The following is a 13,453-nucleotide window of genomic DNA, read 5'->3' on the forward strand; positions in this document are numbered from 1 at the left end:
TACACAGCTCGGATAAATTCACACAATGTTGACACGATTGTAGATTCCCCTGATAGACTTCGGCCATGCGTAAAATCTTCACACTGATGCTCTGTTTTATCCCCCATATCGCCTTTGCTTCGATGCCTGAACGGGTCAAGTTGTACTGGCAGGATCTGGGACGTACGGATGCAATCGCTTACTATGATTTAAGGGATATCCAAAGCCAATATCCAGTGGCTTTGCTTGACCCTGCGATGATCTATCCGCAGACATCAGCTTATCCGCTCAAAGATTTGAAGTGGCTCTACAGTTACGCCCAGCAGTGCAAAGGCAACCTACCTATTGGTCCTTTAGTGACGCAGCCTTTGGTCTTTTCTCGCGCCATGTGTAATGGCACACAGCTGCCTAAATCTTGGTTTACGCGCGCCGGTTATATTCACCCTGGCGGCGGTAGTTATGCACTGCGTTATATTGAAAAGCACCCCAAGCAAAAAGTGGCGCTTGATGCCTATTTACACATTAAAGAAAAACCGCTGGCTCAGCCTGATAGTTTACTTGGCCGACTTCAGCGCTTAGATCACGACGCGCTCAATAGTTTGCTCAGTGGTTCAGACTCATTACTCAGTGGTGATGAGCTATGGCTACGTGATGGCAACATCTATCGCATTTATGAACGTACGCAGTGGCAACCCAAACTTGCCCAATATGATATTTTTCTCGAAGCCAAGCGGCCTGATATTTTCTGCCAATTACAAAAGGGCAATGTGTGTTGGCAAGAAGCACAAGGCTATAACTACACCAATTGGATTATTGCATTTTTGCTGGTGGCTAATTTAGGTTTGCTACTTGGCTGGTTGGGTTATCGGGTTTGGGTAAAGCGCCGCGAAATGCAGCAACGTATGGTAGTGCTTCAAATTCTTACGCATGAATTGCGTACACCGATCGCAAGTCTTGGGATGACTGTAGAAGGCTTTCGTCGCGAATTTGATAAGTTACCTGACGAATTCTATGATGAATTTCGTCGATTATGTGAGGATTCGACTCGTTTAAGGCAGTTAGCAGAAGCGAGTAAGGACTACCTGCAATCACATCAAGACGGCATGAAAAAAGAGCATGTTGAATCGATTAATGAATGGCTAACTATGTTGTGCGAAGAACTCGATGTGCCTTGCGAGTTAAGTGAGGATCGCAGTGCGATGATCAGCACCTATTGGTTAGCTACCTGTATCGATAACTTGGTGCGCAATGCAAAGAAATATGGCATTCCGCCAGCAACAGTACGTTGTTGGAGCAAAGATAATAAGTTGCTTATTGCAGTATGTGACAACGGGAAATTACAAGCCAAAGATTGGATGCGAATTAACAAGCCGTTTGTAAGCGAACGTGGCCTAGGTCTTGGTCTGACTATCGTTGAGTCTATGGTTCAACGGATGGGGGGTAAGATCAAACTTCAAGGGCCACCGACGCAATTTATTTTGGAGATACCTTGTGAATAAAACGATTCTGCTCGTCGAAGACGATACGAATTTGGCCGATGGCCTCATTGCCAGTATTGAACAAGCGGGATATGACGTTTTGTATGCCGCAAATGCTACGGACGTTGCAGCGCTGTGGCCTAACGCAGATATGGTGATTCTGGATCGCCAACTGCCAGAAGGTGACTCGCTGGAGCGCGTTGCTGATTGGTTTGCGCTAAAAACGATCCCAGTGATTATGTTGACCGCCATGGTATCGGTACGCGATAAAGTTGCCGGACTTGATGCAGGCGCCATGGATTATCTCACCAAGCCTTTTGCCGAAGCTGAGCTATTGGCGCGTATTCGCGTGCACCTTCGCTCGCCAAACAGTCAAGATGACGATAACCGCGTGGTACTACCTGGGGTAGAGATCGATGTGATCACCCGCACCGTGACCAATGCTGGGGTGGATGTGGTCTTGACGCGTACTGAATTTGATTTACTGCTGTTTCTTGCGAAAAATCCAGGTCGTGTTTTTACCCGTGATGAGTTGCTTGATCAGGTGTGGGGTTATAATCACTTCCCAACAACTCGAACCGTGGATACGCATATTTTGCAGCTGCGTCAAAAGGTCAATCAGCTTGAGATTGAAACCTTGCGTGGTGTGGGTTACCGCCTCAAGGCTTAATCAATGAAACGTCGTTTTTTTGCACTTTGTTTGACTCTGCTGGCTTTGCCGGCTCAAGCCGATTGGTTTATTGGTAATGAACCGCTGGTGGAAGCGCACAAAGCCCTGCTGGCCAATGAGACCGAAAAAGCCTTTGATGCCATGGTGGAAACATGGCAACAGCAGCCCAGTGATACGGTGAAAGAAAACCTCGCCAATTTGTTGAGCTCGGCAATCACGGATGATTGCGGGCGTAATTTATCTAAATTACCACTGCCCATTTGGCTTACTGAAATCACCTTAGTGCGCGAAACGGTGCAAACACCGAGTCGTCGTTACTATCGTGTGGCGCTGAAAGGGCAAAGCGAGCAACCCATTGAGCGTATTATATTGCTGCGCTGGCCTCACCAACGTCTGCTTGATATGCAACCTGCGCTTGATGAGCAAGGCCGCTTTGAAATATTACAAAATGAAGTAGGCGCGCCGCTTAATAAGGGGTTGTATCAACTGACTTTGCTCAGTGAGTCGGGTGAGTCATGGCAGACTTGGATTCTGATCACCAATCCACCGAAAACGCAGCGCATTGCTTGGGCGAGCGAAAATAGCTGGCATTTACGCCCTGAATTACCACGAAAAAGCTGTCCAGGTGATCGACTGCTTTTAGAGATCTTTACCAAAGAGCACTATCACGGTCCTGCGCTTTGGCAGCAAAGTTACGCCCAAGGCGATATGCCAACGACCTTGCCAAAAACAGAGCTTAGCTCTGGGCGTTATTGGGTCACTGCGGGTTTATACAAATCACGCTGGCAAGGTGCGATACAGTTTCAAGAGGTGCAGCGTATCGCTCGACCTTGGGTGCTCAATGAAATCTCTCCGTCCTCTGAATTACCGGAAGGGTCGCTGCTTTCAGAGCAAGCGCGTGAACCGCGCGGTGAAGAGGTGACAACCCAGCCCTAAGTCACTACAATACGCGCTCGATTTGAGGAGAGCTTATGTTTGACGAATTAACCCTCACCCACGCGGAGCAACAAGTTGCTGTAGAGCGTATTCATGCACTCATGGCACAAGGTATTAGTAGTGGGCAAGCCATTGCCATGGTTGCAAATGAGCTGCGCGAACAAGCGCAACAAAACACAGATCGAAAAAAGGCTGATTGATTCAGCCTTTTTTTTCGCCGAAAGCTATGCTTACTGCATCGATTGGAAGAAATGAATGAACAATCAGTAGGTAAGCCATGAATAATCGCTATATCAAAGCTCGCACTTTTGCTCGAAAACGCCATGAAGGACAGCGCTATGGTGATTATCCTTACTATATCCATCTTGATGCTGTCGCCAAGCTTGCCAGTCCCTTTGGCACCGATGCGATGATTGTTGCGCAGTTTCACGACATTTTGGAAGATACCAAAACCACCCGCCAAGAAATTGAAACCGATTACGGTAAGATTATTTCGCGCGCTGTTTGCTATATGACCGATGAGGTGGTGAGCGGACGCGATGCACGAAAAGCCGTGACGCATCAACGTTTTCAGCAGATTGATCAGCTTGAAGAGTCTGGTCGTTTAGCGCTTATTGTGAAAGTCTGTGACCGATTGGCCAATGTGCGCGCAGCAAGACGCAATCAACCCAAGAAATTTGCGCAATATAAAAAAGAGCATGATGGCTTTAAACAAGCGACTTATCGGCGCGGGTTGTGTGAAGCGTTGTGGTGGGAGCTTGATATGTTGATTGAGCGGATGTAACGACGCGACAACGTTTTAAAACGTGCAACCAAGATAAAGAAAAGATAAAAAAAGGCGCCTTGGGCGCCTTTTGGGTTTGAGTGTGAGCCAATCAAATCGAAAAGATGATTGCTTAAAGCGCCTCATCATCATAAATGGTTGGAATTGGTTGGCGTTTATGTTCGGTGCGCAGATAAATCTGGATCAGTTTTTCGCTGACCTCTGGCGCTACCGCTTTACCTTCGAGGAAGTCATCAATTTGCTCATAGCTCAGTGCCAGCGCATCTTCATCTGCTTTTTGTGGGCTGAGTTCTTCAAGATCTGCGGTTGGTACTTTTTTCACTAAATGTTCAGGCGCACCAAGGAATGCAGCAATTTGGCGGACTTGGCGTTTGTTGAGGCCATAAAGCGGTGCTAAATCGCAAGCACCATCGCCAAATTTGGTATAAAAACCCGTGATATTTTCAGCGGAATGGTCGGTGCCAAGCACCAAACCTTGGGTTAGGCCAGCAATTTCATATTGTGCCATCATGCGTGCGCGCGCTTTGACATTACCTTTCACAAAATCAAGTAAGTGCGCGTCATTTGGAATTAAATCAGTATCAGAAAGCGCATGTAGCGTTTTTTGATGCATACCATCGACACTGGGCTGAATATTCACGGAAACACTATGAGTTGGCTGAATAAAGGCAAGGGCCGCTTGCGCTTCATCTTCATCTTGTTGCACGCCATAGGGCAAACGCACTGCGATAAATTGATAGCGATTATCACCCGCTTGTGCGTTTAAATCGTCGATGGCTAATTGCGCGAGGCGGCCACAAGTGGTGGAGTCCACACCGCCGCTAATCCCCAAGACTAAGGTTTTGCAATGGGAGGCCAGCAAACGCTTTTGAATAAATGTGATACGACGGTTAATTTCAAATTGCGGATCGATGCTTGGCAAAACACGCATCACTTGGCGAATGGTTTGTTCCATAGCTGCTTGTAACCTTCAGACGAAATAGAGAATTGAGGTAAGATAGGGGCCATGATGCGTCATTCGCTGGCGTGAATCAATCATTGCGCTTGATGCGCACCGATGCAGCAAGGAAATATCGTGAAAATTGCAGTTTTTGGCAGTGCTTTTAACCCACCGACTCGCGGCCATCTTTCCACTTTGGCGCGTTTGACGCATTTTGACCAAGTACTTTTGGTACCGAGCTTTTCTCATGCATGGGGGAAATCAATGCTGCCATTTGCAACGCGCTGCGAACTGGTGTCGTGTTTTATTGAAGATGCAAAACTTACCAATTTGTCACTATGCACATTAGAGCAAACCTTAGGGCAAAGTGGTGACGCCGTCACAACCTATGCGCTTTTTTCAGCGTTGGAGCTGCAATATCCAGATGCAGAGCTGACTTTTGTATTAGGGCCTGACAATTTACTCAATTTTTCGAAATTTTATCAAAGCGAGGCCATTCTCAAACGCTGGAGTATTTTGTGTAGCCCTGAAACATTGACCGTGCGCAGTACGCAAGTTCGAGAGGCGATTTTAGCAGGACAAGATGATCTGAGCCCATGGCTGACCCCATCTGTGGCCGCCATGGTCAAAGCGATGGCACTGTATCTTCATCAAGATTGATGGCAGTGCTTTACAGCATTTGATTGAAGATGATTGCCTCAAATAGACGCATAGTTCTGGCCAAATTGCCTTTGGCATAGCGTCTCAACGTCTGCTTCAGTGAGATTAAGTTCGGCACTGACCACAGACAATTTTTGCCCTGAACGTTTTGCACGAAAAGCCATACGGGCTAATAGTACTTGTTGTGTTTCTGAAGTGAGGGTTGCGCTTTGCTTGGTTTTTTCGAAATCGCCCATGGCGCGGCTGAGATTGAGTTTCTTTGTCGCTGGTTGAATGAGGGTCATCGCTGAGTCAACCAAGATTTCCGCCAAGAGATTGAGCGCTAAACTCTGCGCTTTTTCATTGAGATGTGGGTGATTGGTTTGAAGCGCGTCCAGTAAAGACAGCGTCAATGGCGATAGCGAGACAAAACCGGCTTGGCTCGGACGTGGCGCTTGAACGCGAGGTGACAATTGTACCCATTGCAACTGACAGCCAGGGAAACAAGTCAGTGCAGCTAGGCAATCAAAGGGCAGCCAAAACATCTCATTGGCCTCAACCATCCACTCTTGTTTACCAAGGCGAACCAAGGCTTGGCCAGAAAGCACGCGGTACAAAAAGGCATAGGGCTGCTTTTTGCGTGCGCCAATAGATAGGTGATGATGGTGTGCTTGTTGGCATTCGATAAAATGTTGCATAAAACCTCGCTAAATAACGGCGACAGTGTGTCACAGCGCTGAATTTGGCTCAACTGATTTGCCTTGCGAATAGCACTTAAGGTCAGACCTCTGTCCTTCAAGCTTTATAAGCAAAACATTATGTCATCAAGGAGATAACCACGTAGAATGACCGCGAATTCAAACTAACTCATGATAAAGCTGTGTCATCTACCGATCCTTATTTCGATATTCGTCCATTTCATGATGATGAAGTCCCTGCGGCCATTGAGCGCCTCATCGCAGATAAAGACTTTACCAATGCCATCATCAAGTCTCGTTACCCGAAACTTCAGCACCAGCTCGGTTGGTTGCTGCGCCCTTTGATCCGTTTCTATCTTGCGCGTAAATGGAAAAAAATCCGTAGTGTGCGCGATGTTCAAGATCAAGTGCGTCATTATATGGATGCGGGCTTGAAGCAAACCAGTGACGGTGTCACCTATAGCGGTTTAGATAAGCTTGACCCAAATCAGAGCTATCTGTTTATTTCTAACCATCGCGATATCGCTATGGATCCCGCATTAGTGAACTGGGGTCTTTACCACGATAATCGCGATACAGTGCGCATTGCCATTGGTGATAATTTGCTGCGCATGCCTTGTGCGACTGATCTGATGAAACTGAATAAAAGTTTTATTGTGAAGCGCTCAGCAAAAGGGCCTCGCGAACTCATGAAAGTGTTGGGCCAACTTTCAAGTTATATTCGTCATTCGCTGGATGAAGGTCAGTCGATTTGGCTGGCACAGCGAGAAGGGCGCGCGAAAGATGGGAATGATAAAACCGATCCTGCGATTTTAAAAATGCTGCACGTCGAAGGTCGTAAGCAAAAAGTCGATTTTGGTGATTATGTTGCCTCACTGCGCATTGTGCCTGTATCTATCGCCTATGAAAATGACCCATGTGATCGCGCTAAAGCTAAAGAGCTTGCGGCCGTCGCTAACCATGGCTTTTATGAAAAAGGCGAGTTTGAGGATATTCAAAGCATTATCCATGGCATTGTGGGCGAAAAACGCCGCGTGCATCTTCACTTTGGGGATGTCGTGGGTAATCAATTTGAAACGCCAGAGGCATTAGCTCAAGCCTTGGATCAGCAGATCATGGGGAACTATAAGCTCTACCCTGTGAACTATATTGCGGCTGAGCAGCCACATCCGCTGATCACCGATGAAGAGCGCAAGCGTTTTGCACAAAAACTGGATGGGCTTAGTGAACAAGAACAGTCTATTTTGAAAGCTATGTATGCCAATCCGGTATTGAACCAAGCAAACGCGACTCGCGCGTCGCATTCTGTGAGCTAGTCGGCAATCAAAATGCGCAGACAAAAAAGGCAGCGGATGCTGCCTCTTTTGATTAACCCTAATGCACTATAACTAATTGGGCTGAATTTTGTTTAATGAATAATCGCGTCATCTTCATCAAGCTTATCTACATCAACGAGATAATCGTTGTGGAGCCAATCTCGGCCAATCAGTAGTTTGTATTTCATTTTGCTGCGATCACGCAAGTTCACAATCAGCTCTTTTGGCTGACCATTCCAAATTAGCGTCAGGGCCACACCGTAGCGCTTCTCAACCCCTTGGGCGTTGCGAATTTTGCTGACTTTAACAATGGTTTTTTCCAAAGTGACCTGCTCACCAGCGGCGTTGACTGTCGTAAAGCGTACTGGCATGCCGATATGATCGTGCATATTGTCATCAAGATCAGAGCCTAATACCTCAATATCAATGGCGTGAATGCTCGTTCGCGCGGCGCCCGTGTCGATTCGCGCAAGATAATCAAGATTCGCATCTTGTACTTCAATGGTTTCAAGTTGGCCGACAATGGCACGTTGATCCACAGGTTTAGCGGATAAGGGAAGGGAAAATAGTAGGCAAAATGATAATAGTAAAAAAGGCTGCTGATAGATTCGACGCATTGAATGTCCTCTTATTTTTTTATATGGAACCTTAGCAATCGCAGCTGAACCGATTCTGAGCAGCGAGGTTGGTTCCTTCATTATCGTGGTAGCAAGCAATAAAAATGCCAAGCTCAGGGGCTTGGCATTTAAAACATAGGCAAAAATAACGATTAATCCAAGCGTTTTTTAAAGCGCAGTGTCGCGATCACTAAGCCCACCAAACAAAATCCCAGTAACCAAATTGCATCCGGGCTGAGGATGCTGGCATCAATCCCCCGCAAAACAACACCACGAATGAGCCGCGTAAAATGGGTGTTGGGTAATAGTTCAGCGATAAACTGCGCCCCTGTTGGCATGGCTTCAAGTGGAAACATAAAGCCAGAGAGTAAAATTGACGGCAGCAAGATAAACACAGTCATCTGCATCGCTTGCATTTGTGTTTGCGCCACGGTTGAAATAATGAGCCCTAAGGTTAGGCTTGCGCAGATAAAATAAAAGCCAGCCAGCGCAATCTGCGTGAGATCGCCGCGAATAGGAACGTCAAAAAGTAGATGCCCTAGGCCTAAAATTATTCCAATTTGCACATAGCCAATAGCAATGTAGGGCAAAATTTTGGCGATCATCAGCTCCAAAGAGTGCATAGGCGTGGTAATCAGCAGTTCTAAGTTACCGTGCTCGCGCTCTCGCACAATGGCAACGGAAGTAAAGAGAACCATGGTCATGGTGAGGATCACCCCAAGTAACCCGGGCACAATATTGACGGCGCTGCGCCTTTCCGGATTATAAAATAGCACCATTTCAAAAGGTGGTGCACTTTGCGCGGCATCACCGATAGGCATTTGTTCAAGTGCCAAAATCGTATTGGCGACCATGGTATCTGAGCCATCTATAATCCATTGTCCAAGCGGTTTTTGCTGTAATGCTCTGCGTGTTAAATCGCGCGGTAAGAACAGTGCCGCGCGGATCTCGCCTTTAGCGATGGCCTTTTCTGCAGCAAACGTATCGGGATAGCTGGCGATTACATTGACGACCTGACTGGCTTGCGCTTTGGCGACAATTTGCCGCGATAAATGCGTTTGGCTTTGGTCCACAACACCGACATGAACGTGGCGCACATCCGTATTAATGGCATAGCCAAATAGACATAACTGAATCAATGGGATCATCACGACCATGCCAAAGGTGAGGCGATCGCGGCGAAGCTGGCGCAGCTCTTTCAATGCAATGGCTTGGATGCGCCTTATGGATTGAAGCATGGATTGCCCCATGGATTGATGCTGAGACTGATTCATTGGCGGCCGGCTCCTGTCGCAGAGACAAAGACATCTTCCAGGCTGGGTCGGGTGAGATTTAAGCGATTTGCATCTAAGCCTTGCGCGGTTAAATAGCCAATGGGATCGGCGCATTGCTTATCCACCAAGATACGTAGTCTTGCGCCCAATTGGGCAACGTTTTTGACCGCAGATAGCATGAGGATTTTAGCTTTTTGCTGGCGTAAATTTTCACCCTCCAGCTCGATAATATGTGCGCCCATTTGCGTCATCAATGTTTCGGGGGCCCCCACCGCGCGCATATGACCGGCTTCCATAATGGCTAGCTGATGGCAGCGCTCTGCTTCATCCATATAGTGGGTGGTCACCAAAATTGTGGTGCCCGAGTCACTGAGATCGAATAGCTTCTCCCAAAAATCACGGCGATTTTCCGGATCAACAGCTGAAGTTGGCTCATCCAGTAAAAGCAATTTGGGATGGTGTAAGGTTGCAGCTGCTAGCGCTAAACGCTGTTTTTGCCCACCGCTTAGACTGCCCGCACGCTGTTTTGCAATGCCATCAAGGCCATAGGTATTGAGCTGTTCAGCCAGTCGCTGCTTTAAATCGCGCGATGAAAAGGCATAAATTTGCCCGATAAACTGTAGGTTTTCCTGCACCGTGAGATCATGGTAAAGCGAGAATTTTTGCGTCATATAACCCACTTGCATACGCAATTGCTCTGCTTGTTTGGGGATCGCAAAACCCAAGACATCAATTTGTCCCGTAGTTGGGGTCAATAGACCGGTGAGCATGCGTAGGGTGGTGGATTTGCCGCAGCCGTTTGGGCCTAAAAAGCCAAATATTTCCCCTTTACTAACGGATAAATCAAGTGCATGAACCGCAGTGAAATCGCCAAATTGTTTCGATACTTGCTGAGCGTGAATGGCTAAATTAGTCATGATTTACCTCAGGGAGTTGCAAGTAAATCGCCAATCCTGAGGGAATATCTTCAGTTAGCGAAACTTCCATCAGGTAGCTTAAGCGCGCACTGTCTTTTTGATTGAGCGCATAGTAGGGCGTAAAACTTGGCTGAGAAGCAATCCAACGAACCTTACCTTTGAGCATTTGCTCACTTTGCGCAAGGGAGAGTTGTACAGCTTGTCCCAATTGAAACTGTGTTACATAAGGCGCAGGAACATAGATTTGAGCATAGGTCGATTGGGGCAGCGCTAAATCAAGCAAAGGTTGGCCGATTTGACTGCGCTCACCTTGAAACACAGGGATTGACTCAACGACAGCGGCACTGGGTGCATGAAGGGTTAATTCATCTAACCCGTGCTGCGCTAAGCGAAGCTGCGCATCAGCTTTTGCAACGTTTGCCATTGCGGCGTCAATTTCCTCAATGCGTGTACCAGCGGTGAGTTTGTCTAACTGCTGCAGTGCGCTTTGGTATTGACCGGATGCATCTTCAAAATTAGCTTTTCGACGGTCAAATTCGGCTTGGCTGATCAAGGCTTGGTTTCGTAGTGATTGTGCACGGCGATAGTTTTTTCTCGCTTCGGAGAGCATGGCTTGGCGGCTCGCAAGCTGCGCTTTGGCACTGGCGATATCTTCAGGACGCTCGCCATTTTGTAAACGCGCTAAATCTGCTTTTGCATTGGCAAGCACGGCCAATGCCATGTCTCGCTCCGCTGTGGCATTTTGTGCATCGAGCTGCAGCAATACCTCGCCTTGATTGACGCGCTGTCCTTCCTTGACGGCAATTGACGTAATTTGCTCATTAGCGGGTGCGCTAATGGTGACAACGTCACGCTCTACGGTGCCATACAGGCGGTGAGTTTCATCTTCACAACCGGCAAGGAACAGCAGAAAAGAAAGGGCGGTAATCTTCAGGTAAATATTCATCAATGCGCTCCATTCTCGATAGTACTGCTAGCGATTTTGTTTAAATCAAAAATACCTTGGCTAAGTAGGCGTAGGTTGTGATCCACTAAGGCATCATGTTGCGCATCGGATAAATCCAAATGCTGCATCGACAATACTGTTTTTGAGGCGATAAATGGAAACACCATCAAGCTGACCATGGACAGCTGCGCCAAATCAGGATCAACACCATCAGCCATGGCAAACTCCAAGGGTTTGGTTGAAAAAATCGGCCAAGAAACAGTATGTAAGGTGCGTTTCATTACTTTTCGCATGATGGCGCTTGCTGCGTTGGTCTCATCTAAAAGCAGTAAACGCACCATCATTTTGGGCAGCTGTGGGTTCTTGGTCATTAAGCTTTTGTGTTCAAGCATAAATTGGCGCAGATTTTGAAAAGAGAGTGGGCCGTTTGCGCTGGCAAGGGCGTGCTTTAATGGCTCAAAAAGGGCAATGAGCACACTTTCAAAAAGGGCGGCTTTGTTTCCGAAGTAGTAGCGAATGAGCGCCGGATCGACATTCGCTTGGCGAGCAATCGCGCGCACTGATACGCGGTCATAGTCTTGGCTTAAAAAGAGGGATGAGGCTGCCAAAAAGAGTCGCTCACGCGCGTTATGTTCATTGCTTTCTTTATCAATGAAGGTTGGAACTGCTGTATTTTTTTGCTGTTCGATCTTTTTTTGCTGACTCATATTTGCGCCTTTCTACAAGTGATGAATTGATTATAAAACCCTCGAAATATGCTGCAATACGCTTTGTTCCCCATTTTTCAACACTTGTAGAAATAGGAGAGCTAACCGTGAATTTGCTGCGCACGACGTACTTTCTTGCTAGGATCAGCAAAAATTGATTGATGAGTGATTTTGATGAGCGATAGCCAACTCGTATATTCAACCGAAACTGGACGCATTGTTCCTGAGAAAGCCAAACCTGTGCGTGAAAAGGGCGACGGAATTGTTCGCATTCAGCGTCAGACAAAAGGTCGTAAAGGGAAAGGCGTTTGCCTAGTGACTGGTTTAGATTTAGACGATACCGCCTTAAAGTTAATGGCGGCAGAACTCAAAAAAGTGTGCGGCTGTGGCGGCGCGGTGAAAGATGGTGTGATTGAGATTCAAGGTGATAAGCGCGATCAGATCAAAGCCTATCTTGAGAAAAAATCTTACACCGTGAAATTAGCCGGCGGTTAAGCTAACTGTTTCGCCCGAACTGTTTCACTCGAAATACTGTTTAAGTTGAAACAAACCGCGCTCCAGATAGTAAAAAATCCCCAGTAGGGGATTTTTTATTATCTGAAAGTCATCGATGATGATTTGGCAATTACGCCGTTACGCGCTGGCGAACCAACGGCGCAATATCTTGCGCCCAAAGGGTATACGCTGACGGTGTTAAATGGACGCCATCATAGGTGTGTCTTGCGTTTAGAACTTTTTGTGGACAGAGATTACTTGCCACATCGACATATTGGAAATGATAACGGCGTGCAAGCTCGGCAAGCCCTTCATTGAGTAGCGTGACTTGCTCGTTGAGCGCATCAAATTGTGCGCCACAATAAAGTACGGATTGGACATGAACCGCTAGACCTTGTGCGTGCCAGTATTTGAGGATCTCATCATAATGTTCAATCACGCGCATCACACTTGCGCCTTGAATCAAATCATTAATACCAGCCATGACCAATACGCGGGCTGGTTTAAGGGCAGGAACGCGATGCATGCGGTGACGCATATTAGCGACGGTATCACCCGCAATACCTAAATTGACCAGTGAGACTGAACCAAACTGTTCATGCCACTGGCCCCATTCTGTTAGCGAGTCGCCAAAAAGGATGATGAGTTGATCTTTTTCCATAGTACTAGCCATTCCAATTAAGTTAATCCATGGGTTCTTATTGATGATAGCTGTTCCCAATCAATTTGCTTGTGGTTGTCCTCTCAAGTTTCATGACAATGTCCAACTTTTTGATAAATGTCAGGATCTTGATCTTCCGATCAAGATCCCACTTTGCCAATTTGTTCACGACACGTAAAAATAATTATTAAGAACAGCAACATAAATTTTATGTTAAGCAATACGTCAATAACCTTCATCGTGGGATAGTGCCGTCTCAAGGTTGTCCGCCTTGAATGTTCGTAAACAGAAATTTTTACGTCACATTACCCTTTTAGCCCTCTTTTGAGGGCTTTTTTCTAGATATTCGCCGACGTTTTTATATTTTGTCTGTAACGAATCCACAAGGAATTGCTC

16 protein-coding genes are annotated in these 13,453 nt (G+C 46.9%); 8 read left to right on the forward strand and 8 right to left on the reverse strand.

What is annotated here, in order from left to right:
* Positions 1-65: 65 nt before the first annotated feature.
* From L9P36_RS14815 to L9P36_RS14835, 5 genes are all read left to right on the forward strand, one after another.
* Positions 66-1,478 carry an ATP-binding protein gene (locus L9P36_RS14815; RefSeq protein ID WP_237468295.1) on the forward strand — a complete coding sequence of 471 codons (1,413 nt, stop codon included), beginning with the start codon at positions 66-68 and terminating at the stop codon, positions 1,476-1,478.
* Positions 1,471-2,127, forward strand: a complete 657-nt coding sequence (locus L9P36_RS14820) for a response regulator transcription factor (RefSeq protein WP_237468297.1) — start codon at positions 1,471-1,473, stop codon at positions 2,125-2,127. The genes L9P36_RS14815 and L9P36_RS14820 overlap by 8 nt, the downstream gene beginning before the upstream one ends.
* Before the next feature lie 3 nt (positions 2,128-2,130).
* The gene (locus L9P36_RS14825; RefSeq protein ID WP_237468299.1) at positions 2,131-3,063 is read left to right on the forward strand and encodes a DUF2861 family protein; all 933 of its coding nucleotides are present in this window, start codon (positions 2,131-2,133) and stop codon (positions 3,061-3,063) included.
* Positions 3,064-3,098: 35 nt separating this feature from the next.
* Positions 3,099-3,263, forward strand: a complete 165-nt coding sequence (locus tag L9P36_RS14830) for a YoaH family protein (RefSeq protein ID WP_237468301.1) — start codon at positions 3,099-3,101, stop codon at positions 3,261-3,263.
* A gap of 77 nt (positions 3,264-3,340) precedes the next feature.
* Entirely contained in the window at positions 3,341-3,847 is a 507-nt protein-coding gene (locus tag L9P36_RS14835) for an HD domain-containing protein (RefSeq protein ID WP_237468302.1), read from the forward strand.
* 112 nt (positions 3,848-3,959) lie between these two features.
* Here L9P36_RS14835 and nadE read toward each other — a convergent pair whose 3' ends face one another.
* Entirely contained in the window at positions 3,960-4,802 is an 843-nt protein-coding gene (gene nadE, locus L9P36_RS14840) for an NAD(+) synthase (protein ID WP_237468304.1), read from the reverse strand.
* Between the two features lie 102 nt (positions 4,803-4,904).
* Here nadE and L9P36_RS14845 point away from each other — a divergent pair, with 102 nt between their 5' ends.
* A complete protein-coding gene (locus L9P36_RS14845; RefSeq protein WP_237468306.1) occupies positions 4,905-5,447 on the forward strand; it encodes a nicotinate-nicotinamide nucleotide adenylyltransferase in 543 nt (180 codons plus the stop codon).
* Between the two features lie 38 nt (positions 5,448-5,485).
* Here the strand turns inward: L9P36_RS14845 and L9P36_RS14850 are convergent, their stop codons facing one another.
* Positions 5,486-6,124: a hypothetical protein gene (locus L9P36_RS14850; RefSeq protein WP_237468307.1), complete on the reverse strand. Its 639-nt coding sequence runs from the start codon at positions 6,122-6,124 to the stop codon at positions 5,486-5,488.
* Between the two features lie 182 nt (positions 6,125-6,306).
* On the opposite strand from L9P36_RS14850, the gene L9P36_RS14855 reads away from it, so the two are divergent.
* A complete protein-coding gene (locus L9P36_RS14855; RefSeq protein WP_237468309.1) occupies positions 6,307-7,440 on the forward strand; it encodes a 1-acyl-sn-glycerol-3-phosphate acyltransferase in 1,134 nt (377 codons plus the stop codon).
* A gap of 92 nt (positions 7,441-7,532) precedes the next feature.
* Here the strand turns inward: L9P36_RS14855 and L9P36_RS14860 are convergent, their stop codons facing one another.
* From L9P36_RS14860 to L9P36_RS14880, 5 genes are all read right to left on the reverse strand, one after another.
* Positions 7,533-8,057 (reverse strand): putative ATP-dependent zinc protease, encoded by a 525-nt coding sequence (locus L9P36_RS14860; protein WP_237468311.1) that lies wholly within the window; start codon positions 8,055-8,057, stop codon positions 7,533-7,535.
* Positions 8,058-8,209: 152 nt separating this feature from the next.
* On the reverse strand, positions 8,210-9,295 hold the full coding sequence (locus tag L9P36_RS14865; RefSeq protein ID WP_237468674.1) for an ABC transporter permease: 1,086 nt from the start codon (positions 9,293-9,295) through the stop codon (positions 8,210-8,212).
* A gap of 32 nt (positions 9,296-9,327) precedes the next feature.
* On the reverse strand, positions 9,328-10,248 hold the full coding sequence (locus L9P36_RS14870; RefSeq protein WP_237468313.1) for an ABC transporter ATP-binding protein: 921 nt from the start codon (positions 10,246-10,248) through the stop codon (positions 9,328-9,330).
* Entirely contained in the window at positions 10,241-11,194 is a 954-nt protein-coding gene (locus L9P36_RS14875) for an HlyD family secretion protein (protein ID WP_237468314.1), read from the reverse strand. Before L9P36_RS14875 ends, L9P36_RS14870 begins: the two co-directional genes overlap by 8 nt.
* Entirely contained in the window at positions 11,194-11,901 is a 708-nt protein-coding gene (locus tag L9P36_RS14880; RefSeq protein ID WP_237468316.1) for a TetR family transcriptional regulator, read from the reverse strand. Before L9P36_RS14880 ends, L9P36_RS14875 begins: the two co-directional genes overlap by 1 nt.
* A gap of 174 nt (positions 11,902-12,075) precedes the next feature.
* On the opposite strand from L9P36_RS14880, the gene yciH reads away from it, so the two are divergent.
* Entirely contained in the window at positions 12,076-12,396 is a 321-nt protein-coding gene (gene yciH, locus L9P36_RS14885) for a stress response translation initiation inhibitor YciH (RefSeq protein ID WP_237468318.1), read from the forward strand.
* Positions 12,397-12,526: 130 nt separating this feature from the next.
* Here yciH and L9P36_RS14890 read toward each other — a convergent pair whose 3' ends face one another.
* Entirely contained in the window at positions 12,527-13,057 is a 531-nt protein-coding gene (locus L9P36_RS14890) for a GDSL-type esterase/lipase family protein (protein ID WP_237468319.1), read from the reverse strand.
* Positions 13,058-13,453: the final 396 nt, after the last annotated feature.

The organism is Vibrio stylophorae, assembly GCF_921293875.1.
Taxonomy (GTDB): Bacteria; Pseudomonadota; Gammaproteobacteria; order Enterobacterales; family Vibrionaceae; genus Vibrio_A; species Vibrio_A stylophorae.

What these genes read in the sequence shown, in the direction of transcription:
- L9P36_RS14815 (WP_237468295.1), top strand. Translation starts at nt 66, where the DNA reads ATGCGTAAAATCTTCACACTGATGCTCTGTTTTATCCCCCATATCGCC.
- L9P36_RS14825 (WP_237468299.1), top strand. Translation starts at nt 2,131, where the DNA reads ATGAAACGTCGTTTTTTTGCACTTTGTTTGACTCTGCTGGCTTTGCCG.
- L9P36_RS14830 (WP_237468301.1), top strand. Translation starts at nt 3,099, where the DNA reads ATGTTTGACGAATTAACCCTCACCCACGCGGAGCAACAAGTTGCTGTA.
- L9P36_RS14835 (WP_237468302.1), top strand. Translation starts at nt 3,341, where the DNA reads ATGAATAATCGCTATATCAAAGCTCGCACTTTTGCTCGAAAACGCCAT.
- nadE (WP_237468304.1), bottom strand. Translation starts at nt 4,802, where the DNA reads ATGGAACAAACCATTCGCCAAGTGATGCGTGTTTTGCCAAGCATCGAT.
- L9P36_RS14845 (WP_237468306.1), top strand. Translation starts at nt 4,905, where the DNA reads ATGCAGCAAGGAAATATCGTGAAAATTGCAGTTTTTGGCAGTGCTTTT.
- L9P36_RS14850 (WP_237468307.1), bottom strand. Translation starts at nt 6,124, where the DNA reads ATGCAACATTTTATCGAATGCCAACAAGCACACCATCATCACCTATCT.
- L9P36_RS14860 (WP_237468311.1), bottom strand. Translation starts at nt 8,057, where the DNA reads ATGCGTCGAATCTATCAGCAGCCTTTTTTACTATTATCATTTTGCCTA.
- L9P36_RS14865 (WP_237468674.1), bottom strand. Translation starts at nt 9,295, where the DNA reads ATGCTTCAATCCATAAGGCGCATCCAAGCCATTGCATTGAAAGAGCTG.
- L9P36_RS14870 (WP_237468313.1), bottom strand. Translation starts at nt 10,248, where the DNA reads ATGACTAATTTAGCCATTCACGCTCAGCAAGTATCGAAACAATTTGGC.
- L9P36_RS14875 (WP_237468314.1), bottom strand. Translation starts at nt 11,194, where the DNA reads ATGAATATTTACCTGAAGATTACCGCCCTTTCTTTTCTGCTGTTCCTT.
- L9P36_RS14880 (WP_237468316.1), bottom strand. Translation starts at nt 11,901, where the DNA reads ATGAGTCAGCAAAAAAAGATCGAACAGCAAAAAAATACAGCAGTTCCA.
- yciH (WP_237468318.1), top strand. Translation starts at nt 12,076, where the DNA reads ATGAGCGATAGCCAACTCGTATATTCAACCGAAACTGGACGCATTGTT.
- L9P36_RS14890 (WP_237468319.1), bottom strand. Translation starts at nt 13,057, where the DNA reads ATGGAAAAAGATCAACTCATCATCCTTTTTGGCGACTCGCTAACAGAA.